The organism is Pseudomonas sp. UBA6753 (assembly GCF_002453565.1).
Classification (GTDB): domain Bacteria; phylum Pseudomonadota; class Gammaproteobacteria; order Pseudomonadales; family Pseudomonadaceae; genus Aquipseudomonas; species Aquipseudomonas putida_Z.
This window is the reverse complement of the sequence record NZ_DKHD01000007.1, coordinates 1-22,507: the sequence shown is the minus strand read 5'-3', so window position 1 is coordinate 22,507 and position 22,507 is coordinate 1. Positions and strand designations below refer to the sequence as shown.

Sequence of the window (22,507 nt, the reverse complement as noted above, 5' to 3'; positions counted from 1 at the left end):
TGGGTGTATGTCAAAGGGTGGCGTGCGTGCGCGGTTGCTTGGCCTGTGCACAGAGGCGGTGTCCGCCTGGGCGGTGGCCCTGGTCGCCCTGGTCGTGGGCGGCCTGTTGACGGCCGTCCTGGCGTTAGCCACGCAAACCTTCTACAAGCAGCAGCTGCGCCAGCGCTTCGAGCTGCTGGCCAGCGAGCGTTTCAGCCGTATCGCCGAGCGGTTTGACGAACAGCAGCAGCGCCTGGACGGGCTGCGGCGGTTTTTCAGCTTTTCCAACGAAATCACCTCACACGAGTTCGACGGCTACGCCAGGCCATTGCTGCAGCGGACCCTGGCCTACGCCTGGGCGCCGCGTGTCGAAGCCGCGCAACGCGCCGAGTTCGAGCGCCAGGCCAGTGCGCATTCCGGCCCGGGCTATGTGATCCGCGACCAGGATGAGCAAGGCCAGTGGCGGCCATCTCCCCAGCGCGACCATTACTTCCCGGTGCTCTATACCCAGTCGGGTGAATTGCCCGGGCTGCCCTATGGGCTGGACCTCGCCGGCCAGGAAGTGCCCCTGGCGGCACTGGCGCGGGCGCTGGGACCGGGCAGCATGGCGGTGTCCGAGCCACTGCCCATGTTCGATACCAGCTCGGATGCGCGTGGCCTGCTGATGGTGGCGCCGGTGTTTTCCGATGCCAACCCCCGCGGCGCGGCAGTGGGCTATGTGATGGCCTTGCTGAGCATGCGTGAACTGGTCAGTGACGGGCGCCCGGTTTCGGCAGACGATAACCTGGTGGTGCGTATCGTCGACCCCACCGGGCTGCATGGCCCCGAGGTGATGTTCGACTCGCAGAACCCGGTCGCACCCCTGCCGCTGGCTACCAACCAGCTGTTGCACCTGGCTGATCACCACTTCCAGCTGAGTATCCGGCCGAGCCTGGCCTTCGTGCGCGCCAACCGTTCCTCCGCAGTGCTGGCGGTGAGCCTGCTGGGCGGCTTGTTGAGCCTGCTGCTCAGTGTCTTGCTCTACAGCTTGTTCAGCCAGCGCCAGCGCGCCTTGGCCCTGGTCGAGCAGCGCACCGCCGAGCTGCGGGTCAGCGAGCAATCCCTGCGTGGCACCCACAACCAGCTGCGCAGCGTGCTGGATGCCGCAACCCAGGTGGCGATCATCGCCACCAACCTCAAGGGTGTGGTCAGCACCTTCAACGCCGGCGCCGAGCGCATGCTCGGTTACCCCGCCAGTGAGGCGATCGGCCAGCTGCGCCTGGAGGACCTGGTGCTGCCCGAGGAGTTGAGCCTGCGTGCCCATGCCTTGAGCCTGCGTTACGGCCGGCCGATTGAAGGTGGCCAGGCCATGTTTGCCGAAACGGTGCAGGAGCATGGCGCCGAGCCGGGGGAATGGACCTTGCTGCGCGCCGATGGCAGCCAACTGGTGGCCAACATGCTGGTCACCGCCATGCTCGATGAACAGGGGTTGTGGATCGGTTACCTGGCGATCTGCATCGATGTCACTGAACGGCGGCGGGTGCATGAGGCGCTGGCGGCGCGTGACCGCCTTCTGGAAAAGCTTAGTGCCGAGGTACCGGGCGGCATCTACCAGTACCGCCTGGATGGCAACGGCCATTCCTGCTTTCCGTACGCCAGCATGGGCCTGTACGACATCTACGAAGTCGACCTGCAGCAGTTGCGCGAGGATGCCACGGCGGTGTTCGAGCGTATCCACCCGGATGACCTGGAGCGCGTGCGCCGCTCGGTGCGTTACTCGGCCGAACACCTGTCGCCCTGGCGCGAAGAATACCGGGTCTGCCTGCCGCGTGCCGGGCTGCGCTGGGTGCGTGGCGAGGCGACACCGGAGGTGGGCGAGCAGGGCTGCACCCTGTGGCATGGCTACCTGACCGACATTTCCGACCTCAAGGGCGTGGAGGAAGAGTTGCGTGCGCTGTCGGTGACCGACTCGCTGACCGGCATCCATAACCGCCGTTACTTCCAGGAGCGGCTCAAGCTCGAACTGGAACGGGCCCAGCGCGATGGCCAGGCACTGGCGGTGATCATGCTCGATATCGATCACTTCAAGCGCATCAACGACCATTTCGGGCATGCCGTCGGCGACCGCGTGCTGCGCAGCCTGTGCCTGCGTATCGGCCAGCGTTTGCGACGTACCGATGTGTTCTGCCGGCTGGGCGGCGAGGAATTCATGGTGCTGTGCCCGGGCAGCGATGCCGAGCAGGCGCGGCTGTTGGCGCTGGAGCTGTGGCAAGGGGTGCGCAATGTGCCGGTGGAAGGCGTGGGCAGGGTGACCGCGAGTTTTGGTGTGGCGGGCTGGCGACCGGGGGAAGGGGCCGATGCCTTGCTGTTGCGGGCTGATGCAGGCGTGTATGCGGCCAAGCAGGCCGGTAGAGATCGGGTGGAGGGGGAGTTGGCCTGATCGTTTTTGGTTGTCGGTACCGGCCTCTTCGCGGGCTTGCCCGCTCCCACAGGTACTGCACCGTGATTGAACTTGGTGCAATACCTGTGGGAGCGGGCAAGCCCGCGAAGAGGCCGGTACTGGCTACCTATACCTATCAGTTGGCCGCTGTGCTGCCGGCCAGTTTCGGCTGGCGGTAAAGGTCCAGCAGCACCTGGTCGAGCACCTGCGAGGCGCCCCACGGTTTCGGATCGTTGAGGATCGCCGCCACCGCCCAGGTATGGCCGTTGCTGTCGCGGCTGAAGCCGGCAATTGCCCGCACGGTGTTCAGCGTGCCGGTCTTGATGTGCCCTTCGCCGGTCATGGCGGTGCGCTTCAAGCGCTTGCGCATGGTGCCGTCCATACCCACCAGCGGCATCGAGCTCATGAACTCGGCAGCATAGGGGCTCTTCCAGGCGGCCTGCAGCATCGCGGCCATTTCCCGGGTGCTGACCCGTTCGGCACGCGACAGGCCGGAACCGTTTTCCATCACCAGGTGCGGCGCGGTAATGCCCTTCTTCGCCAGCCACTGGCGCACCACGCGCTGGGCGGCGCGGGCGTCGTCACCGTCGGCATCGGTGCGGAACTGCGCACCAAGGCTCAGGAACAGCTGCTGGGCCATGGTGTTGTTGCTGTACTTGTTGATGTCGCGGATCACTTCCACCAGGTCTGGCGAGAAGGCACGGGCCAGCAGGCGAGCGCCCTTGGGCACGTTCTCGAAGCGGTCGCCACCCTGGATGCTGCCCCCCAGCTCGTTCCAGATCGCGCGCACGGCACCGGCGGCGTAGGTTTGGTGGTCGAGCAGCGACAGGTAGGTCTGCGAGTTGCAGCCGTCACCCAGCTGGCCGCTGACCGTTACGCTGATGCCATCGGCCTGCTGCACCGGGTTGTAGCGCACATCACCCGAGCACTGTTTGGAGGCCACCGCCTTGACCTGGTTGTCGATGCGGATGCTGGCAATCGGCGGTTCGACCGCGATGGTGACCTTGCCGCCATCGTTGCGGGCCACGAAGCGCAGGGCCTTGAGGTTGACCAGCAGCGAGTCGGGCTTGACCAGGAACGGCTTGTTCACATCGCCGCCGTCGTCGTTGAACTGCGGCAGGTTGGGCTGCACGAAGTGGCTGCGGTCCAGCACCAGATCGCCGGTGATGGTGCGCACGCCATTGGCGCGCAGGTCACGCATCAGCAGCCACAGCTTCTCCATGTTCAGTTTCGGGTCGCCGCCACCTTTGAGGTATAGGTTGCCGTTGAGTACACCGTTGCTCAGGGTGCCATCGGTGTAGAACTCGGTTTTCCACTGGAAGGTCGGGCCGAGCAGTTCGAGGGCGGCGTAGGTGGTGACCAGTTTCATGGTCGAGGCCGGGTTTACCGAGACATCGGCATTGAACACGGTCGGTGTGCCGGGGCCGTCCAGCGGCAGCATCACCAGCGACAGGGCAGAATCCTGCAGCTTGTTGGCCTTGAGGGCCTGCTGCACTTTGGCAGGCAGCGTGGTGTTGACGGCGGCGGCCTGGCTGGGCAAGGCGAGTGGCAACAGCAGGCCGGCAAGAACGAGGGGACGAAGCGTTTTGATCATGATCGATAAATACCCTACGGCGAGGGAAAAGGGCATTGGGGCTGTAAGGGATGATGGCCCCAGGGTGAAAGAATACGCATTATGCCCCAAGCGCAGCGACGATGCGCCACGTTCGACGGAATAGCACCCCCAATAAAAAAGGCCACCCCTGAGGGTAATGCCTGTCAGTCAAGTAATTGGGGCCGCTTTGCGGCCCATCGCCGGCAAGCCAGCTCCCACAGGGATTGCGCAATTCCTGAGTTCTGCGCATACCTGTGGGAGCTGGCTTGCCGGCGATGGGCTGCTTAGCAGCCCCATTAACGCTATCTGACAGGCATTACCCCTTGGGGTGGCCTTTTCAGCGATCGAGCCGGGCCGGTATTACTCGGCCTTGTTGATCGGCTTTTCCGGGTACCAGGCGTCCAGCAGCGGGCTGACTTCGATCTTGGTCAGTTCGCTACGGCCTTTGAGCCAGGCTTCAACGGCTGCACGCTGTTCTTCGCTGACCGAACCACGCTTGACCGAGCACACCAGGCCGAAATCGTCACCGCCTACATAGTCCAGGCCATTGGCGTCCATGGCTTCTGCCAGGAACGCGTCGAGGAAAGCATCGATTGCCTGGTCATCCAGATCTTCCTTGAATTCCAGGTTCAGCTCGAAGCCCAATTCCTGAAACTCGTCGACACACAGCTTCTTGCGCAGACGACGGGAGCGGTTTGTGGCCATGAAACAATCCTCTTAGGTAATAACGCCGCGCAGTCTACCAGTTAACACGCCTGGCTGCCTGCCTGTGTGCAGGTGCGTGTGGCCAGTTCCTTGGCCAGGGCACGTTCTACCCGGCACATATGCCGCGCCAGTGCCTGGCGCCGCAGGCGTAACTGGTCGGGAGGCAAGCCGCTTGCCTCCAGGGCTTCGCAGGCCTTCATCAGCGCGGGGGCTTCCAGCATCCGCGCGGCGCTGAGCACCTTGTGCGCCTGTTCGGCAATGGCATCGCTGTCGCGCTGTGGATGCAATGCCATCAAGGTGGCCAGGTCGGCCTGCAGGCTCTGCTGCAATGCCTGCAGGAAGCGCTGGCGGTCGTTCGGGTCATGCCCGACCACTGTGGCCAGGCCGTCCAGGTGGTACAGCTTGCGCCGCGGTTTGTGCTGGCGACGCGGGCGGATGCCGGCCAGGCGCTGGCTGAGCGTGCCCAGGCTGATGGGCTTGAGCAGGCAGTCGTCCATGCCGGCGCTCAGGCACTTTCGGCGTACCTCCGGCTGTGCGTTGGCGGTGTAGCCGAGAATGGTGCAGCGCGGCCGCTTGCCATGGCGTTCCTCGGTACGCACGGCGGTGGCCAGCTGGTAGCCGTTCATGTGCGGCATGTTGCAGTCGAGCACCAGCACATCGAAGTCGCCCGCCCGCCAGGTGGCCAGGCCTTCGCGACCGTCGCGGGCGCTGGTGTGCTCCAGCCCCAGGTAGCCAAGCTGCTGTGCCATCAGTTGCAGGTTGGCCGGGTGGTCGTCGATCACCAGCACGTTCAGCCGTGGGTCGGGCACATCGAGGTTCTCCATCAGCGGGGCCGGCTGCGCCGCAGCGTCAACCCGCTGCAGCGGCATTTTCAGGCGCACCTGGGTGCCGACATCCTCCAGGCTCTTGATGGTCAGGCTGCCGCCCATCATTTCGCACAGGTTGCGACAGATGGCCAGGCCCAGCCCGGTACCCGCGCGGGCGCTCTGGCTATGCGGGTTGGCCTGGATGAACGGGTTGAACAGGCGTTGCAGGTCGTCGGCGTGGATACCGATGCCACTGTCGCGCACTTCCAGCTCCAGCACGGCGGGGGTAGTGCTGCCGTCGTCCACCAGGCCGACGCAGATGCGCACCTGGCCATGCTCGGTGAACTTGATGGCGTTGCTCACCAGGTTGGACAGGACCTGCTTGAAACGCAGGGGGTCGAGCAGGGCATGGCAGCGTGCGGCCGGTGCGATCATCACCTCCAGGGCCAGGCCTTTCTGCCGCGCCTGGCCTTCGAAAATGCGCCCCACCGATTCGACCAGGGCCGCCAGGTCGACGGCCTCCGGGGCGAGGGACAAGTGCCCCGACTCGATGCGCACGATGTCGAGGATATCGCCGATCAGGCCCAGCAGGTCCTTGGCCGAGTGGTGGGCCAGCTCCAGCGCGCAACGGTCTACCCGGCCTTGGTCGGCACGCTTGACTGCCAGCTCGAGCATGCCGATGACCGCATTCATCGGGGTGCGGATTTCGTGGCTGATGGTGGCCAGGAACGTGCTTTTGGCGCGGTTCGCATCGTCGGCCTGCTGCTTGGCCTGGCGCAGCTCCATGACCAGATGGCGGCGCTCGCTGATGTCGATCCAGCCACCGATGATGCCTTGCACCTCACCCAGTGAGTCGCGGTACGGCAGAATCCAGTGGTAGATGGTCATCTCCCGGCCCTGGATCCGTAGTGGCCGGTCCATGATCAGTGGCGAGCCTTCGGCCATCACCTTCAGGTAGTCGGCGTGGATCTGCCGGGTCTGCTCGAAATCGGCGAACAGGCTCCCCTCCAGGTTCTTGCCGATGACCTCTTCGGAGCGGGCCTGCACGGCTTCCAGATAGCTGTAGTTGCAGCTTTGCAGGCGGCCCTCGCGATCACGCACGTACATGGGGTGGGGCGTACCGTTGAGCAGGGCGCGCATGAACGCCAACTGGTCGTTCAGCGCCCGTTCGGCGCGTTGCCGCTGGCGAATCTGCAGGCGCAGGCGGGCATTCCACAGCAAGGCCAGCAGCAACAGCACGGCGGTGCCCAGTACCACCTGTATCGCCAGCCGGCGGTAGCCCTGGTCGTTGCCATCCTCGTGCAGGCTGAAGCCGCGCCAGCGGTTGTTGATGACTCCCAGTTCTTCCGGCGAGATGCTCAGCAGCGCCTTGTCGAGGATCGACACCAGCGCCTGTGACGGGGCACTGGTGGCCATGGCGAAGTTGGCGGGTTCGCTGCCGACGGTGGCCCGGATGACCAGTTCGGGGTTGCCGGCCAGCGCGTGGTTGGCGTCGATCAAGGTGGTGATCACCGCATCGACGGCACCGCTGTTGAGCAACGCCATGGAATAGAACGAGCTTTCGGTCTCGACCCAGCCGATTTGCGGATAGTGCCGCGACAGCATGGCGTCCATGGCGCTGTAGCGGGTAATGGCGATGCGATGCCCTTGCAGCTGTTCCAGCGAGGTGAAGGGTTGTTTGTCCTTGCGGCTGACCAGCACATAGGCGCTTTCCAGGTAGGGCTGGCTGATTTGCAGGTCGTCTTCGTTCACCCCGCCGGTGGCCAGTGCAGCGATGACATCGGCACGGCCATCCTTGAGGCGGGCAATCATGTCGGCAAGGCCACTGGCGCGCTGCACTTCGAAACGCAAGCCGGTGCGCAGGCGAAGGAGCTCGAGCAGGTCGGCGGTGATGCCGCGAAAATGCCCCGAGCCATCGAAATAGGAGACCGGTGCAGCGGTGTCATCGATTGCCACGCGCATCACCGGGTGGTCTTTCAGCCATTGTTCTTCGGTGTCGGTCAGTTGCAGCTTGCGGTCTGTCAGCAGCAGGTCGCTACCGGCGCTCCAGCGCTTGAAGATACTGGCGCGTATGGCCGAGGTCTGTCTGTCCAGGGTGGCGTTCACCATCTCCATCAGCACCCTGTCCTCGTGGCGCAGGGCAAAACCGAAGCCGATGGCTTCGTGCTTGCCGAAACTGGCCATGCGCAGACGCGGCAGGTGGCCGCGATTGAGCTGGTAGTGGGTGGAAATGGTATCGCCGATGAACACGTCGGCCTGGCCGAACGCCACGGCACTCAGGGCCTGGCTGGACGAGCCGAAGGCCAGCAGCTCGGCCTTGGGGTAGGCGCTTTTCACCTCCTGCCGGGGCAGGTAGTGGTAGAGCATGCCCAGGCGCATGCCAGCCAGGCCCATGTCCAGCGCCCGGCTTTCGTCCTCGCGCGTTACCAGCACCGGTTGGTCGATGGCATAGGGGTGCGACAGGGCCAGGCCATCGCTGGCCGCTTCGTAGCCATTGGAGCTGCCAAGCAGGTCGATGTCACCCTGCCGGAGCGCCTCCACCGCCGCTTGCCGGCTGGAAAAACGCAGCACTCGCACGGGCAACTGCAGGGCCTTGCCGATCAGGCTCGCGTACTCGGCGGTAAGGCCCTGGTAGTCGCGGCCCCCACTGGTGATGTCGAACGGCGGGTAGTCTGGTGCCGAGGTACCCAGCACCAGTTCCTGACGGCCTTCGAGCCATTGCCGTTGTTCGCTGGTGAGGGCAGGCAGTGCCGGCCTGGCCGATGAGCGTGCCAGCAAGGTATAGGACGAAGCTTCGTGATGGGTAGCCTGTGCCGCGCCGCTGAACAGGAGCAGGGTGAGCAGCAGGCGAACGATAAGGTGCGCCATGACTACCCTCAGACCAGCGCGTTGCGTTTGGCCATTTCAATCAGGTCGACCAGCGTATTGACCTGAAGTTTGTGCATGAGGCGCTTCTTGTAGGTACTGACAGTCTTGCTGCTGAGGAACATGCCCTTGGCAATTTCCTTGTTGCTGCGGCCTTGGGCGAATAGTTGCAGTACCATCAGTTCGCGGTCATTTACCTGGCGGAAAAGTTGCAAGTCGGCATCTACCGCCTGGTCATGCTTGATTGCCTGGCTGGGGAAGTAATTGTAACCGGCCAGCACGGCCTTGATTGCACTGAGCAGTTCGCTCAGGTCTTCCTGCTTGCACACGTAGCCTGCAGCACCCGAGTGCATGCAGCGTACGGCAAACAATGCGGGAGACTGCGCGGTCAGTACCAGCACCTTCATGGGCAGGGCCATGGCCTGGAACCGGGCAAGCACCTCCAGCCCATCCAGCTTGGGGATGCTGATGTCGAGGATGACCAGGTCGGGCGCGGTTTCGCGAATCATCTGCATGGCGTCAACGCCGTTGTCCGACTCGCCGACAACCTTGTAATTCTGGTTTTCCAGCAACATACGGACGGCCAGGCGGATGACGGGGTGGTCGTCGACGATAAATATGGAATGCATGTTCAACTTCCCTGCGGGCTATTGAGGGTGACAGGCGGCACCTTATCGCAGTTGGAAGTCATCGGGCATGCGAGGAAGGGCTATTAGCCCTATATGGGAAATGGCTTACAAGATAAAACAAAACGGGCTACGAGACAGGCGCGTTTAACTCGATGTCAAAGCGTGATTGGTAACTTTTCATTTGTTTTTATTCGTGCTGTTTAACTTGTCGCCAATATATGTAGGAAGTTTCCCACAATACACGGTGCAGCTCCGGGCAATGCCCGGGCTGCACCGGCAGGGCTCAGGTCGGGCTGGAGCGCCCGGTCATTTCCCGGGCCATTTCGCTGGCATAGCTGTCGGTCATCCCGGCGATGAAGTCGATCATGCGCAGGAAGGCGCTGTGCAGCGAGCCGTGTGGGTCGGGGGCGTTGTTGCCGATAAGGTCCAGTACCCGGCGGCTCTTGAACGACGGCGTGCGTCCGCCGTGCTGTTCCAGGGCGGCGCCGCAGAAGGTGTTCAGCAGAATCTCCAGCGTGGTGTAGGCGCCGATCTCGTGCAGGGTCTTGCGCTTGTCCTGGAAGATCTTGTTGCGTGCCATGTCCTTGGCCTGCAGCACGCAGCGCTTGGCCGGGCCGTGCATGTGTTCGACCAGGTCGCCCGCCAGCTGGCCGGCCAGCAAGGCTTGCTGCTGCTCGACGAAGGCGCGGGCGGCAGCGTTGGTCAGGTGCTCGATGGCCTTGCCGCGCAGGATCGCCAGCTTGCGCCGCCGGGAGTCGCCTGGGCCGAGCTGACGGTAGGTTTCCGGCAGGTCATCGCCGACCAGGTCGAGCAGCAGCGCTTCGACTTCGGCGTACTGCAGCAGCTCCATTTCCAGGCCGTCTTCCAGGTCGATCAGCGCGTAGCAGATGTCATCCGCAGCCTCCATCAGGTAGACCAGCGGGTGGCGCGCCCAGCGCTGGTGTTCCAGTTGCGGCAGGCCGAGCTTGCGGGCGATCTGCTCGAGCAGCGGCAGTTCGCTCTGGTAACTGCCGAACTTGTGCTTCTTGTAGCCCAGGGCGTCGGCGTGGCGTGCGCTCCACGGGTACTTCAGGTAAGTGCCGAGGGTGGCATAGGTCAGCCGGGTACCGCCGTCGAACTGGTGGTACTCCAGCTGGGTGAGTACGCGAAAGCCTTGGGCGTTGCCTTCGAAGTTGAGGAAGTCGGCGCGCTCGTCGTCGCTCATGTCGTCCAGCCAGCCACGCCCCGCGGCCTGCTGGAACCAGTGGCGGATGGCGTCTTCGCCGGAGTGGCCGAACGGTGGGTTGCCGATGTCATGGGCCAGGCAGGCCGACTGCACGATCATCCCCAGGTCGCTGGGGGCGCACCAGTCCGGCAGGCTGTCGCGCAGGGTTTCGCCGACGCGCATGCCCAGCGAGCGGCCGACGCAGCTGACTTCCAGCGAGTGGGTCAGGCGTGTGTGGATATGGTCGTTGCTGGAAACCGGGTGCACCTGGGTCTTGCGCCCGAGGCGGCGGAAGGCACCGGAGAAGATGATGCGGTCGTGGTCCTTGTGGAAGGGGCTGCGCCCGAGTTCATCGGCGCTGTACAGGGCTTTGCCCAGGCGTTCGCGGGTGAGCAGGGTGTGCCAGTCCAAGGCGCGGTCTCCTGTGGATCGAGGGGTATAGCTTCCGGTGTCTGGAAGGGCAGCGCAAGGGGTAAGCCTGTAATGGCCCTATCGCCGGCAAGCCGGCTCCCACAGGGATTGCACATGGCTTGAGGCCGATGCGGTCGAGGTGGGAGCCGGCTTGCCGGCGATAGGGCCGGTGCAGTCGACGGAAAACGCTCAGGGGCGGCGGCTGCCTTGCAGGTACAGGCGCAGCAGCGGCAGCAGGCTGGTGCCCAGGCGCAACAGCCGCGCCAGGTTGCCGCTGCGCACGCCCTTGCCGGTGAGGAAACCCAGCGCCACCACGGCGCCAATCCCCCACAGCGGCGCATGCTTGATGCCCAGCCCGTCGTGCAACGAGCTACCCATGCCGCGCACGCGGCGCAGTGGTTCAAGCAACTGCGCGGACTCGTGGCGGATTTCCTGGCGGTGCATTTCCATGCGCAGGCGCAGCAGCGCCTTGCGCAGTTCCCGCGGGTTTCGGGTGTTTGGCAGTTCTGGCAGGTTCATGGCAACAGGCGCTCCCGGTCCTTGGCAAGTTCCTCGAGGGTGGCGCCGAAGGGCGACGACTCGTCGAACACCGCTGCCTTCAGGCGCAGGCCGCAATACAGCGCGGCGATGCCGTAGAACACGCACAGGCCGATGATGCCGGCCAGGCGATAGCTGTCCCACAGCAATACCAGCAACAGCCCGGACAGCGCCGTCAGCAGCAGCAGGGCAAATACCAGGGCCAGGCCGGCGAACAGCAGCAGGCTCAAGGTGCGGCCCTTCTGCTCCTGCAACTCGATGCCGAACAGTTCGATATGGCTGTGCAGCAGCCCCAGGGCAGCCGCGCCCAGGCGCCTGCCCGAGGCGCTGGCGCCGTTGGCGTCGTTCTCCATGGGAACCCCTTAGCGCCGGTTGGCCAGCAGGCCGATCAACAGGCCGACGCCAGCGGCAATGCCGATCGCCTGCCATGGTTTTTCCTGCACGTACTGTTCGGCACTGCCCAGTGCTGCCTGGCCGCGCTCGCGCACCGAGTCCTGGGTCAGCTGCAGGCTTTCGCGGGCCTGGGCCAGGCGGTCGTGGATCTGTTCACGCAACTCGTCAGCCTGGTCGCCGGCCAGGTTGGCGGTGTCGGCCAGCAGCTTCTCGGTGTCGCGGACCAGTGCCTGGAAGTCAGCCATCAATATCTCTTGTGCAGTCTTTGCCGATTTGCTGGCCATGGGTGTCTCCCTGTCGATGAGTGTTGGTAGTTCGAGTGATAGCACGCGCGGAAGGTTCAAGTGCGGGCGCTGGTATGGGCCTTGCTAAGGCTTTGCCACGTTGCGGGGCGCCCCGGGCAGGTATTGCGCCGATTAGGGGCGCCAGCGCAGCGGATACCGATAAACCTTAACCCAATCCACGACAAACCCAAGAAAAAACCACGCAGGCTCCGCCCGGATCACCGAAACAGGGCAGGGGGCTGGCACCGATTCGGTGCAGGGATGCAGGTTCTTGAACTGTCCTGGTGCCTTTTTCAGCAGGTCTGCCTATTTCATGGAAAACATGCACAGCGCGATGGACTCCCTGGTCCACGGTTCCAACACCCTGTTCATTCTCATGGGCGCCATTCTGGTGCTGGCCATGCACGCCGGCTTCGCGTTTCTCGAAGTGGGCACGGTGCGCCACAAGAACCAGGTCAACGCCTTGTCGAAAATTCTCAGCGACTTCGCTATCTCGGCATTGGTGTACTTCTTCATCGGCTACTGGATCGCCTACGGCGTCAACTTCTTCCAGCCAGCGGCGGCGCTGGCGGCTGACCATGGCTATGCGCTGGTCAAGTGCTTCTTCCTGCTGACCTTTGCCGCGGCGATCCCGGCGATCATCTCCGGGGGCATCGCCGAGCGGGCGCGCTTCGTGCCGCAATTGTGTGCCACGGCGTTGATCGTGGCGTTCATCTACCCGTTCTTCGAAGGCGTGGTGTGGAACGGCAACCTGGGCGTTCAGGCCTGGTTGCAGGCACGCTTCGGCGCGCCGTTCCATGATTTTGCCGGCTCGGTGGTGGTGCATGCCATGGGTGGCTGGCTGGCGCTGGCGGCGGTGCTGCTGCTGGGCGCGCGCCGCGGGCGCTACCGCGATGGCCGGCTGGTGGCGTTTGCGCCGTCGAGCATTCCCTTCCTGGCATTGGGGTCGTGGATCCTGATCATCGGCTGGTTCGGCTTCAACGTCATGAGTGCCCAGACCTTGCAGGGTGTCAGCGGCCTGGTGGCGATCAACTCGCTGATGGCCATGGTCGGTGGCACCCTGTCGGCCTTGCTGGCCGGGCGTAACGACCCAGGCTTCCTGCATAACGGGCCGCTGGCCGGGCTGGTAGCGGTTTGTGCCGGTTCCGACCTTATGCACCCGATTGGTGCGCTGGCCACCGGCCTGGTGGCGGGCGCGCTGTTCGTCTGGACCTTCACCGCGGCGCAGAACCGCTGGAAGATCGATGATGTGCTGGGTGTGTGGCCGTTGCATGGCCTGTGCGGTGTCTGGGGTGGCATGGCCTGCGGCATCTTCGGCCAGGAGGTGCTGGGTGGTATGGGCGGTGTCAGCCTGGTCAGCCAGTTGCTGGGCAGCCTGATGGGCGTGGTGGTGGCATTGGCCGGCGGTTTTGCAGTGTATGGTGCAATCCGCGCGCTGCATGGGCTGCGCTTGAGCCATGAGCAGGAGTTCCAGGGCGCGGACCTGTCGCTGCACCGTATCGGCGCCACCAGCCAGGATTGAGCCAGGTCAGGTGCACGGACGGCAGGACGGACCTAGAATAGGTTTCTCCCTGCCAAAGCGGACTTGCCCCCATGCTGCCTGAATGCCAACTGTTCGGCACCCTCGGCTGCCACCTGTGTGAAGTGGCCGAGGCCGTGCTGATGCCCTTCGTCGACCATGGCCTGCTGGTGGAGCTGGTCGACATTGCCGAGAACGAAGCCCTGTTCGAACGCTATGGCCTGATCATTCCGGTGCTGCGCCGCTGTGACAATGGCGGCGAGCTGCACTGGCCGTTCGATGCCGAACAGGTGGTGGCGTTTCTCGCGCAGTAATCGCGCCAGGGGAGGTCTGTCCCTGCTCCATGCGGTGTGCTGCGTTGTGATGATCCGCTGCCGGCACGTTGAGGCCGGCATCCTTCACCGGTCATCAGGAACCCAGTCATGCGTATTTCCCCCCATTTCACCCTCGATGAAATGATCATTTCGCAGCTCGCCGCCAGGGAAGGGCTCGACAACAATCCTCCAGCCGAAGCGCGTGCCAACCTGCAGTTGCTGTGCAATGCACTGGAGCAGGTGCGTGCGCTGTTCGGTGCACCAGTCATCGTCAGCAGCGGCTATCGCAGCCCCGCAGTGAACCAGCGCATTGGCGGGGCGCTGACGAGCAAGCATCTGCAGGGGCTGGCGGCTGACTTCACGGTGATTGAAGTGAGCCCGCGCGAGGTGGTGCGCCGGATCAGCGAAAGCGCCATCCCCTTCGACCAGTTGATCCTCGAATTCGATGACTGGGTGCACCTGGCCGTGTCGCGTAGCGCCCCCCGGCGCCAGGTGTTGACCATCCGCAAAGGCACCGGCTATCTGCCGGGGCTGCAATGAAGCGCATTGACGGCGCCAAGGGGATATTCGTATGCTGTATATAAATACAGTATCGAGGTGAAGCCATGCTCAATGTCGAGCAACTCAAGTACAGCGTCAACCGCATGCCCGTCGAGCGGGTGGCCGACGCTGTTCTGGAACTGCGCCTCGAAGGCCTGGTGACCGACGACCGTACGCCGTTCGGCAAGGTCCACTTCAATACCTGCTTCGCCGAGATCGAGGCCCTGTTCCAGCGTGCCGGCTACCACCGTGGGCTGGACGTGGTTGGGTACCAGGGGTTGCTGTATGCCCTCTACGACCCTGGGCGCTGGGAGCCGGTGCAGGTGTTGCGCTGGCTGAAGGAGCGCTGCGAAGCCATTGCCCAGGCTGGTTGAGGGCGCGGGCTTGGGGGATAATGCGCGGCCGTGAACGTTTCGAGCCCTGCCATGACCACGCCTTTCGACCCCGCCCGCCAGCAAGCCAGCACGGTGTGCCTGCCCCCCGGTAACTGGGCGACGGTGCTTGACTGCCTGTGTGACCATTTCAAGGCCATCGACCGCGCCCAGTGGCTCGACCGCTTTGCCCGGGGCCGGGTGCTGGATGCCGAGGGGCGGGCGGTTTCTGCCGCACTGCCTTACAAGCGCGGTATGCGTTTGCACTACTTCCGTGAGGTGCCGAACGAGCGGCCGATCCCGGTGCAGGAGACCGTACTGCATGTGGATGAGCACCTGGTGGTAGCCGACAAGCCGCATTTCCTGCCAGTGACGCCGACTGGCGAATACGTCGAACAGACCTTGCTGCGCCGCCTGATCCGTCGCCTGGGCAACCCGCATCTGGTGCCGTTGCACCGTATCGACCGGCATACCGCCGGGCTTGTGCTGTTTTCCGCCAACCCGCAGAGCCGCAGTGCCTACCAACGGCTGTTCCCCGAACGACGTATCGACAAGCGCTACCAGGCCATTGCCGCGGCCATGCCGCAGCACGATTTCCCGCTGGTGCACAAAAGCCGCCTGGTTCATGGCGAGCCGTTTTTCCGCATGTATGAGGTAGAGGGGGAGGCCAACAGCGAAACCCTGGCCGAAGTGCTGGAGAAGAATGGCGAGCTGTGGCGTTACGGGCTGTCGCCGGTGACTGGCAAGACCCATCAGTTGCGTGTGCACATGGCGGCATTGGGGGCGGGGATCTGCAATGACCCGTTCTATCCGCAGTTGGTCAACGAAGAGGATGACTACCAGCGGCCGCTGAAGTTGCTGGCGCAGAGCCTGCGCTTTGCAGACCCGCTGAGCGGGGAAGAGCGCTACTTCGAGAGCTGCTTGCAGCTGGATTGGTAATGCTCACACGCTCGTTGCATGAGCAACTGCCGGGAATGCACTCTGAAGGCTTGCGCGGCCCCCTGTGGGAGCGGGTTCACCCGCGAAGAAGCCAGTGCGCCGGATGGCACCGACTTCGCCGGTGTTCGCGGGTGAACCCGCTCCCACAGTGATCGCGCAATCTTTTGGATTTTGAGCAAGACAATTACTCCCACAGGTACGGCGCAGGTATAAAGTGCATGCCGTACCTGTGGAAGCCGCCCTAGCGGTTGAACCGCTCCACCAGCGAGTACTGGGTACCCGCCGTGCTGGTCAGCTCTTCGCTGAGCAGCGCCGAGTGCTGGGCCTGTTCGGCAGTCTGGTCGGCCAGGTCGGCGATGGTGCTGATGTTGCGGCTGATCTCGTCAGCCACTGCAGTCTGCTCCTCGGTCGCCGCAGCAATTTGGGTGGCCATGTCGGTAATGTTGGCCACCGCTTCACTGATGCCCACCAGTGCCTCGTCGGCCTGCATCACACGGTCGACGCCTTCCTGCGCCTGGCGATGGCCGGTTTCCATGGTCAGCACGGCATTGCTGGCGGTTTGTTGCAGCTTGGCGATCAAGCCGTGGATCTGCCCGGTGGATTCGGCAGTGCGCTGGGCCAGCTGGCGTACTTCGTCGGCCACCACGGCAAAGCCTCGGCCCATTTCACCGGCACGTGCCGCTTCGATGGCCGCGTTCAGCGCCAGCAGGTTGGTCTGGTCGGCGATGCCCTTGATCACATCGACCACGCCACCAATCTCGTCGCTGTCCTTGGCCAGTTGCGTCACCGTCTGGCCGGTCTCGCCCACCGCCGCCGACAGGCGCTCGATGGCCTCGCGGGTTTCACCGGCAATCTGCCGGCCCTGGCTGGTCAGGCGGTTGGCTTCCTGGGTGGCATCGGCGGTGCGCTGCACGTGGTTGGCCACTTCCTGGGTGGTGGCGGCCATCTGGTTGACCGCAGCGGCAACCTGCTCGGTCTCCACCCGCTGGCGCTCCAGGCCCGAAGAGCTCTTGTGCGCCAGCTCGTCGGACTGGCGCGCCTGTTCGCTGAGGTGTTCGGCGCTGTCCTGCAGGCGGGTCAGGCAGGTTTTCATGCGCGCGTCCTGGCTGAGCATGGCCATTTCCAGGCGCGCCTGCACGCCACGGCTGTCGGTGTACATTTGCGCGATCAGCGGGTCGGAAGTGGTCTGTTCGGCCAGGCGCAGCAGGCGCTTGAGGCCGCGCTGCTGCCAGCTCAGGCCCAGCAGGCCCAGCGGTACGGAAAGCCCGGCAGCCAGGGCGAAGCCCCAGGAATGGCCCAGCCAGTTGCCGATCAGGAAGCCCACCTGGCTGATCAGGATGAACGGCAACCAGTCCTGCAGCACCGGCAGCCACTTGTCCCGGCGTGGTACCGGCGGCTTGCCCTGGTTGATGCGCTGGTACAGCGCCTCGGCGCGGCGGACCTGCTCGGCGGTAGGCTTGACCCGCACCGACTCGAAGCCGACCACCTGGTTGTTGTCGAAGATCGGCGTGACATAGGCGTTGACCCAGTAGTGGTCGCCGGACTTGCAGCGGTTCTTGACGATACCCATCCACGGCTGGCCCTGCTTGAGGGTTTGCCACATGTGGGCAAATACCGCTGGCGGCACATCGGGGTGGCGCACCAGGTTGTGCGGCGCACCGGTCAGCTCTTCGCGGGTGAAACCACTGATCTCGATGAAGGCATCGTTGCAGTAAGTGATCACACCTTTGGCATTGGTGGTGGAGATCAACCGCTGCTGGGCAGGGAAAGTCCGTTCTCTCTGGGTAATCGGCTGGTTGTTACGCATGGGTTGATAGTCCGCAGGGCTTTCGACAGGTATCGGCAAGCCGCTGGTTTTATTGAATGAATAATTAATGTGCCTGATCTGCGGCAATAAGCCATCACTTGATCTGGGTTAGCTAGCGAGCACGTTCAAGCAAGTTGGCGTCATTATTGCGTTTTTACTGCTGTTTCATGACGTATAAGTCGAATGATGACCGATTAGCTAGCCAAGAGCCAGCATCGGATAGCTGAACAGGGTGAAGTGCACCAGGTTCAGGCCGAAATGGCAGAGCACCGCCGCCGCCACGCCGCCCCAGCGGTACGCCAGGCCGTAGCCGATACCGGCAAGGGTGGCCAGGTACACCCATTGCCAGCCGGCCCCCAGGTGGGCCAGGCCGAACAGCAAGGCGGCGGCGAACAACGCCAACCCTTGGTGGCGCAGCAGCCGTTGCAGGCCGGCCTGGATGTAACCGCGGAACAACAGTTCTTCGGTCAGGCTTACCAGCAGCAGGTTGTTCAGCAGCCAGAGCCAGGCCTGGTCGGGCCATTTAGGGGCCCAGGCCAGCATACCCAGTGCCCAGGCGCCGCCCAGGCAGGCGAGCAGGGTCAGGGGCAGGGCGTACAGCAGGCTGGTCGCCAGGCCCTGGCTGCGCCACAGGAACAGCCAAGGGCAGGCCAGCAGCAGCCAGGCGCCGATCAGCGGTTTGTCCAGGTTCAGGTACATCGTGAAGGGCAGGGCGCCGGGGCTGAGGACAACGCCGTCGATGACCTTGGCTGCGTTGAAGCCGGGCAGCCAGTGCAATGCCAGGGCGATGGCCAGGAGGATGAACAACGTGTGGCCGAGGGCTTGTTGCCAGCGCTGGGGGCGGCGAGCGAGCAAGGCGCTGGCAAGCAGGGCGAGAAAGGTGGGCAGGGTGGTGATGCCGAGGTTGCCCTGGCTCAGGGCGAGGGTGTAGCCGAGTGCCAGGAGTGAAAGTGCGATCAGGTGGAAGCGAGGCACGAGGGGTCCTTCTCGTTGAACAATATTGGGGCCGCTGCGCGGCCCATCGCCGGCAAGCCAGCTCCCACAGGGATAGCATCAAGACTAAGGGCTGTACTTTACCTGTGGGAGCTGGCTTGCCGGCGATGGGCTGCACAGCAGCCCCAAGCATACCCGCCTCAACCAGCAATCAGCTGACGCAACACATAATGCAGAATTCCCCCGGCCTTGAAGTACTCCACCTCATTCACGGTATCGATCCGGCACAGCACCTCGATCTGCTCCTGCTGCCCATCCTCGCGGGTGATGCGCAAGGGCAGGTTCATGCCCGGGCGGATCTGTGCGCCGTTCAAGCCAAGCACATCGATCTTCTCCTTGCCGGTCAGCCCCAGTTGCTTGCGGTTGTGCCCGGCCTTGAACTGCAGCGGCAGTACGCCCATGCCTACCAGGTTGGAGCGGTGAATGCGCTCGAAGCTTTCCGCCAGTACCGCTTTGACCCCCAGCAGGTTGGTGCCCTTGGCGGCCCAGTCGCGGCTCGAGCCGGTGCCGTATTCCTGGCCGGCGATCACCACCAGCGGCGTGCCTTCCTGCTGGTAGCGCATGGCCGCGTCGTAGATCGACAGCTTCTCGCCACTGGGCACGTGCAGGGTGTTGCCACCTTCTTCGCCCGCCAGCATTTCGTTGCGGATGCGGATGTTGGCGAAGGTGCCGCGCATCATCACTTCATGGTTGCCACGCCGCGAGCCGTAGGAGTTGAAGTCGCGGGGCTCCACGCCCTGCTCACGCAGGTAGCGCCCGGCTGGGCTGTCGGCCTTGATGTTGCCGGCCGGGGAAATGTGGTCGGTGGTCACCGAGTCACCCAGCAGCGCCAGGATCCGCGCACCTTGGACGTCGGTGATCTGCGGGGGTGGCCCGCCGATGTCGTCGAAGAACGGCGGATGCTGGATATAGGTGGAGTCGGCCTGCCACACGTAGGTGGCCGCCTGCGGTACCTCAATGGCCTGCCACTGTGCATCGCCGGCGAACACCTCGGCGTACTCCTTGTGGAACATCGCCGTGTCGACCTTGGCCACGGCAGCGGCGATTTCCTGCTGGCTGGGCCAGATATCGCGCAGGTACACCGGCTGGCCATCCTTGCCGGTGCCCAGCGGGTCGCGGGTCAGGTCCAGGCGCACGCTGCCGGCCAGGGCATAGGCCACCACCAGCGGCGGCGAGGCCAGCCAGTTGGTCTTGACCAGCGGGTGCACGCGGCCTTCGAAGTTGCGGTTGCCCGACAACACCGAAGCCACCGTGAGGTCGGCGCTGCCGATGGCTTTTTCGATCGCTTCATCCAGCGGGCCGGAGTTGCCGATGCAGGTGGTGCAGCCATAGCCGACCAGGTCGAACCCCAATTGGTCCAGATAGGTGGTGAGCCCGGCGGCCTTGAAGTAGTCGGTGACCACCTTGGAACCCGGCGCCAGCGAGCTCTTGACCCAGGGTTTGCGTTGCAGGCCTTTTTCCAGGGCCTTTTTCGCCACCAGCCCGGCGGCCATCATCACGCTGGGGTTGGAGGTGTTGGTACACGAGGTGATTGCGGCAATCACCACGGCGCCATCGCGCAGGGTGTGGGTCTGGCCTTGATGGCTGTAGTCGATCTCCCCGGCCTGGTCGGCGTTGCCCACCGCCACGCCGCCGCCACCTTCGCTTTCCAGGCGGCTGACCTCTTTGGCCAGCGGCTTGGGTTGCAGTTCGATGAAGTGGTCGAAGGCCTGGCTGACCTGGCCCAGGGCTACCCGGTCCTGCGGCCGCTTGGGCCCTGCCAGGCTGGCCTCGACCTCATGCATGTCCAGCGCCAGGCTGTCGCTGAACAGTGGCTCCTGGCCGGGCTGCCGCCACAGGCCCTGGGCTTTGCAGTACTGCTCGACCAGTTGCACGGTCGCCTCGGGGCGGCCGGACAGGCGCAGGTAGTCCAGGGTCACCTGGTCAACCGGGAAGAAGCCGCAGGTGGCGCCGTATTCCGGGGCCATGTTGGCGATGGTCGCACGGTCGGCCAAGGGCAGCTCGGCCAGGCCATCACCATAAAACTCGACGAACTTGCCCACCACGCCCTTCTTGCGCAGCATCTGCGTCACCGTCAGCACCAGGTCGGTGGCGGTGATGCCTTCGCCCAGCTTGCCGGTCAGCTTGAAGCCGATCACTTCGGGGATCAGCATCGACACCGGCTGGCCGAGCATGGCTGCCTCCGCTTCGATGCCGCCCACGCCCCAGCCGAGCACGCCCAGGCCGTTGATCATGGTGGTATGCGAATCGGTACCGACCAGGGTGTCGGGGAAGGCGTAGGTGCGGCCATCGGCTTCACGGGTCCAGACGGTGCGGCCAAGGTATTCGAGGTTGACCTGGTGGCAGATGCCGGTGCCCGGCGGTACCACGCGGAAGTTGTCGAAGGCGCTCTGGCCCCAGCGCAGGAAGGCATAGCGCTCGCCGTTGCGCTGCATTTCGATGTCGACGTTCTCGCTGAAGGCCTGCGGCGTGCCGTAGCGGTCGACCATCACCGAATGGTCGATCACCAGGTCCACGGGTGACAGCGGGTTGATCCGCTGCGGGTCGCCGCCGGCCTTGGCCATGGCTGCGCGCATGGCGGCCAGGTCGACCACGGCCGGCACACCGGTGAAGTCCTGCATCAGCACCCGCGCCGGGCGGTACTGGATCTCGCGGTCGGAGCGTCGCTCGCCCAGCCATTGGGCGAGGGCGCGCAGGTCGTCGCCGGTGACGGTCTTGCCGTCTTCCCAGCGCAGCAGGTTTTCCAGCAGCACCTTCAGCGACATGGGCAGGCGCTGCAGGTCGCCCAGTTGGCGGGCGGCCTCGGTGAGGCTGAAGTAGTGGTAGGTCTTGTCGCCGACCTGTAGGGATTTGAGGGTATTCAGGCTATCGAGCGAGGGCATTGCCAACTCCTTCTGCGCCGGTGCCTGGCAAGATCTGCCGGTGGCACCGCTCTGTATCGATCCGCACGGCACGGACCTGGCTGAAAGGTCAGGTTAGACCGCTTTGCGCTACCTGACCCTTTTCTGGACCGGCGGGGCGTGTCGCAGGTTCCGATCTTCCTTTATCATCGCCGCCCTGCCGGCGCCTGTGGCGCGCCAGCCGTAGTGGAGTGAGAGATGAATACCCTGTTCATGCATTGCCGGCCCGGTTTCGAGGGTGAGGTGTGCGCCGAAATCAGCGAACATGCCGCCCGCCTGGGTGTTGCCGGCTATGCCAAAGGCAAGCCGCAAAGTGCCAGTGCCGAGTTTGTCTGTAGCGAGGAGGGCGGTGCCGAGCGGTTGATGGGGGAACTGCGCTTCAACCAGCTGATTTTCCCGCGGCAGTGGGCCTGTGGCGGTTATGTCGAGCTGCCGGAAAGCGACCGCATCAGTGTGCTGCTGGCGCACCTGGCTGGGTTCCCGGTATTCGGTAGCCTGTGGCTGGAGGTGCTGGACAGCAACGAAGGCAAGGAACTGTCCACCTTCTGCCGCAAGTTCGAGGTGCCGCTGCGCAAGGCTTTGGAAAAGGCCGGGCGCCTGGTCGACGACCCCAGCCGCCCACGCCTGCTGCTCACCTTCATCAGCGGCCGCCGGGTATTTGCCGGTGTTGCCCCGGCCAACAACAGTGCGCTGTGGCCCATGGGCATCCCGCGCCTGAAATTCCCCCGCGAGGCGCCCAGCCGCTCGACGCTCAAACTGGAAGAGGCCTGGCACCAATTCATCCCGCGCGAGCAGTGGGAGCAGCGCCTGGGCGATGACATGACCGGTGTCGACCTGGGGGCCTCGCCGGGTGGCTGGACCTACCAGCTGGTGCGCCGGGGCATGCTGGTGACCGCCATCGACAACGGGCCAATGGCCGAAAGCCTGATGGACACCGGGTTGGTTCAGCACCTGATGGCCGATGGTTTCACCTGGCAACCGAAGCAGCCGGTGGACTGGATGGTGTGCGACATCGTCGAGAAACCGGCGCGTACTACCTCGCTGATCGAGACCTGGCTGGGCGAGGGGTTGTGCCGTGAAGCTGTGGTCAACCTGAAGCTGCCGATGAAACAGCGCTATGCCGAAGTACGCCGGCTGCTCGACCGCATGGAGGCGACCTTCAAGGCGCGCAAGATCAAGGTATCGATTGCTTGCAAGCAGCTGTATCACGACCGCGAGGAAGTGACCTGCCATCTGCGCCGGTTGGACTTGAAGCCGCGCTAGCACAGCGAACCGCTTTGCTCTTGCTCTTGCTCTTG

General features: G+C 64.3%; 18 protein-coding genes. 7 read left to right on the top strand and 11 right to left on the bottom strand.

All coding sequences use genetic code 11. The features are described from left to right. Positions 1 to 7: 7 nt before the first annotated feature. Positions 8 to 2,398 carry a sensor domain-containing diguanylate cyclase gene (locus B2790_RS04430; protein WP_286918339.1) on the top strand — a complete coding sequence of 797 codons (2,391 nt, stop codon included), beginning with the start codon at positions 8 to 10 and terminating at the stop codon, positions 2,396 to 2,398. A gap of 136 nt (positions 2,399 to 2,534) precedes the next feature. Here B2790_RS04430 and dacB read toward each other — a convergent pair whose 3' ends face one another. The 8 genes from dacB to B2790_RS04390 all read right to left on the bottom strand — a co-directional run bounded on the left by dacB (position 2,535) and on the right by B2790_RS04390 (position 11,826). Further along, complete coding sequence (gene dacB / locus B2790_RS04425) at positions 2,535 to 3,992, bottom strand: D-alanyl-D-alanine carboxypeptidase/D-alanyl-D-alanine endopeptidase (RefSeq protein WP_046616276.1); 1,458 nt, start codon at positions 3,990 to 3,992, stop codon at positions 2,535 to 2,537. 360 nt (positions 3,993 to 4,352) lie between these two features. After that, positions 4,353 to 4,697 (bottom strand): YggL family protein, encoded by a 345-nt coding sequence (locus B2790_RS04420; RefSeq protein ID WP_004376110.1) that lies wholly within the window; start codon positions 4,695 to 4,697, stop codon positions 4,353 to 4,355. Positions 4,698 to 4,738: 41 nt separating this feature from the next. Then, positions 4,739 to 8,371: an ATP-binding protein gene (locus B2790_RS04415; protein WP_286918338.1), complete on the bottom strand. Its 3,633-nt coding sequence runs from the start codon at positions 8,369 to 8,371 to the stop codon at positions 4,739 to 4,741. An 8-nt stretch (positions 8,372 to 8,379) separates the two neighbouring features. After that, positions 8,380 to 8,997, bottom strand: a complete 618-nt coding sequence (locus tag B2790_RS04410; protein ID WP_075044199.1) for a response regulator transcription factor — start codon at positions 8,995 to 8,997, stop codon at positions 8,380 to 8,382. A 283-nt stretch (positions 8,998 to 9,280) separates the two neighbouring features. Beyond that, positions 9,281 to 10,612 (bottom strand): deoxyguanosinetriphosphate triphosphohydrolase, encoded by a 1,332-nt coding sequence (locus tag B2790_RS04405; RefSeq protein WP_013971681.1) that lies wholly within the window; start codon positions 10,610 to 10,612, stop codon positions 9,281 to 9,283. Positions 10,613 to 10,801: 189 nt separating this feature from the next. Next, on the bottom strand, positions 10,802 to 11,131 hold the full coding sequence (locus B2790_RS04400; protein ID WP_286918337.1) for a hypothetical protein: 330 nt from the start codon (positions 11,129 to 11,131) through the stop codon (positions 10,802 to 10,804). Then, complete coding sequence (locus B2790_RS04395) at positions 11,128 to 11,502, bottom strand: phage holin family protein (protein WP_025338297.1); 375 nt, start codon at positions 11,500 to 11,502, stop codon at positions 11,128 to 11,130. The genes B2790_RS04400 and B2790_RS04395 overlap by 4 nt, the downstream gene beginning before the upstream one ends. A 9-nt stretch (positions 11,503 to 11,511) precedes the next feature. After that, complete coding sequence (locus B2790_RS04390) at positions 11,512 to 11,826, bottom strand: DUF883 family protein (RefSeq protein WP_025338298.1); 315 nt, start codon at positions 11,824 to 11,826, stop codon at positions 11,512 to 11,514. Positions 11,827 to 12,139: 313 nt separating this feature from the next. Here B2790_RS04390 and B2790_RS04385 point away from each other — a divergent pair, with 313 nt between their 5' ends. The 5 genes from B2790_RS04385 to B2790_RS04365 all read left to right on the top strand — a co-directional run bounded on the left by B2790_RS04385 (position 12,140) and on the right by B2790_RS04365 (position 15,509). Further along, entirely contained in the window at positions 12,140 to 13,348 is a 1,209-nt protein-coding gene (locus tag B2790_RS04385; RefSeq protein WP_025338299.1) for an ammonium transporter, read from the top strand. Between the two features lie 71 nt (positions 13,349 to 13,419). Beyond that, positions 13,420 to 13,659, top strand: coding sequence for a glutaredoxin family protein (locus B2790_RS04380; protein WP_019096182.1), 240 nt, complete (start codon positions 13,420 to 13,422; stop codon positions 13,657 to 13,659). A gap of 108 nt (positions 13,660 to 13,767) precedes the next feature. After that, complete coding sequence (locus B2790_RS04375; protein WP_286918336.1) at positions 13,768 to 14,199, top strand: D-Ala-D-Ala carboxypeptidase family metallohydrolase; 432 nt, start codon at positions 13,768 to 13,770, stop codon at positions 14,197 to 14,199. Positions 14,200 to 14,264: 65 nt separating this feature from the next. Next, complete coding sequence (locus tag B2790_RS04370) at positions 14,265 to 14,573, top strand: hypothetical protein (RefSeq protein WP_004376097.1); 309 nt, start codon at positions 14,265 to 14,267, stop codon at positions 14,571 to 14,573. A 51-nt stretch (positions 14,574 to 14,624) separates the two neighbouring features. Continuing rightward, complete coding sequence (locus B2790_RS04365; protein ID WP_286918335.1) at positions 14,625 to 15,509, top strand: pseudouridine synthase; 885 nt, start codon at positions 14,625 to 14,627, stop codon at positions 15,507 to 15,509. A 241-nt stretch (positions 15,510 to 15,750) separates the two neighbouring features. On the opposite strand, the gene B2790_RS04360 is transcribed toward B2790_RS04365, so the two are convergent. The 3 genes from B2790_RS04360 to acnA form a co-directional block, all read right to left on the bottom strand. Then, on the bottom strand, positions 15,751 to 17,316 hold the full coding sequence (locus B2790_RS04360) for a methyl-accepting chemotaxis protein (RefSeq protein WP_025338303.1): 1,566 nt from the start codon (positions 17,314 to 17,316) through the stop codon (positions 15,751 to 15,753). 198 nt (positions 17,317 to 17,514) lie between these two features. Next, positions 17,515 to 18,291 (bottom strand): CPBP family intramembrane glutamic endopeptidase, encoded by a 777-nt coding sequence (locus B2790_RS04355; RefSeq protein WP_025338304.1) that lies wholly within the window; start codon positions 18,289 to 18,291, stop codon positions 17,515 to 17,517. A 158-nt stretch (positions 18,292 to 18,449) separates the two neighbouring features. Beyond that, on the bottom strand, positions 18,450 to 21,191 hold the full coding sequence (gene acnA, locus B2790_RS04350; protein WP_286918334.1) for an aconitate hydratase AcnA: 2,742 nt from the start codon (positions 21,189 to 21,191) through the stop codon (positions 18,450 to 18,452). A gap of 216 nt (positions 21,192 to 21,407) precedes the next feature. Here acnA and rlmM point away from each other — a divergent pair, with 216 nt between their 5' ends. Then, positions 21,408 to 22,472, top strand: coding sequence for a 23S rRNA (cytidine(2498)-2'-O)-methyltransferase RlmM (gene rlmM, locus B2790_RS04345; RefSeq protein ID WP_085693043.1), 1,065 nt, complete (start codon positions 21,408 to 21,410; stop codon positions 22,470 to 22,472). Positions 22,473 to 22,507 lie beyond the last annotated feature (35 nt).

What these genes read in the sequence shown, in the direction of transcription:
- B2790_RS04430 (WP_286918339.1), top strand. Translation starts at nt 8, where the DNA reads ATGTCAAAGGGTGGCGTGCGTGCGCGGTTGCTTGGCCTGTGCACAGAG.
- rlmM (WP_085693043.1), top strand. Translation starts at nt 21,408, where the DNA reads ATGAATACCCTGTTCATGCATTGCCGGCCCGGTTTCGAGGGTGAGGTG.
- B2790_RS04395 (WP_025338297.1), bottom strand. Translation starts at nt 11,502, where the DNA reads ATGGAGAACGACGCCAACGGCGCCAGCGCCTCGGGCAGGCGCCTGGGC.
- dacB (WP_046616276.1), bottom strand. Translation starts at nt 3,992, where the DNA reads ATGATCAAAACGCTTCGTCCCCTCGTTCTTGCCGGCCTGCTGTTGCCA.
- B2790_RS04410 (WP_075044199.1), bottom strand. Translation starts at nt 8,997, where the DNA reads ATGCATTCCATATTTATCGTCGACGACCACCCCGTCATCCGCCTGGCC.
- B2790_RS04365 (WP_286918335.1), top strand. Translation starts at nt 14,625, where the DNA reads ATGACCACGCCTTTCGACCCCGCCCGCCAGCAAGCCAGCACGGTGTGC.
- acnA (WP_286918334.1), bottom strand. Translation starts at nt 21,191, where the DNA reads ATGCCCTCGCTCGATAGCCTGAATACCCTCAAATCCCTACAGGTCGGC.
- B2790_RS04360 (WP_025338303.1), bottom strand. Translation starts at nt 17,316, where the DNA reads ATGCGTAACAACCAGCCGATTACCCAGAGAGAACGGACTTTCCCTGCC.
- B2790_RS04385 (WP_025338299.1), top strand. Translation starts at nt 12,140, where the DNA reads ATGGAAAACATGCACAGCGCGATGGACTCCCTGGTCCACGGTTCCAAC.
- B2790_RS04420 (WP_004376110.1), bottom strand. Translation starts at nt 4,697, where the DNA reads ATGGCCACAAACCGCTCCCGTCGTCTGCGCAAGAAGCTGTGTGTCGAC.
- B2790_RS04380 (WP_019096182.1), top strand. Translation starts at nt 13,420, where the DNA reads ATGCTGCCTGAATGCCAACTGTTCGGCACCCTCGGCTGCCACCTGTGT.
- B2790_RS04390 (WP_025338298.1), bottom strand. Translation starts at nt 11,826, where the DNA reads ATGGCCAGCAAATCGGCAAAGACTGCACAAGAGATATTGATGGCTGAC.
- B2790_RS04400 (WP_286918337.1), bottom strand. Translation starts at nt 11,131, where the DNA reads ATGAACCTGCCAGAACTGCCAAACACCCGAAACCCGCGGGAACTGCGC.
- B2790_RS04415 (WP_286918338.1), bottom strand. Translation starts at nt 8,371, where the DNA reads ATGGCGCACCTTATCGTTCGCCTGCTGCTCACCCTGCTCCTGTTCAGC.
- B2790_RS04375 (WP_286918336.1), top strand. Translation starts at nt 13,768, where the DNA reads ATGCGTATTTCCCCCCATTTCACCCTCGATGAAATGATCATTTCGCAG.
- B2790_RS04370 (WP_004376097.1), top strand. Translation starts at nt 14,265, where the DNA reads ATGCTCAATGTCGAGCAACTCAAGTACAGCGTCAACCGCATGCCCGTC.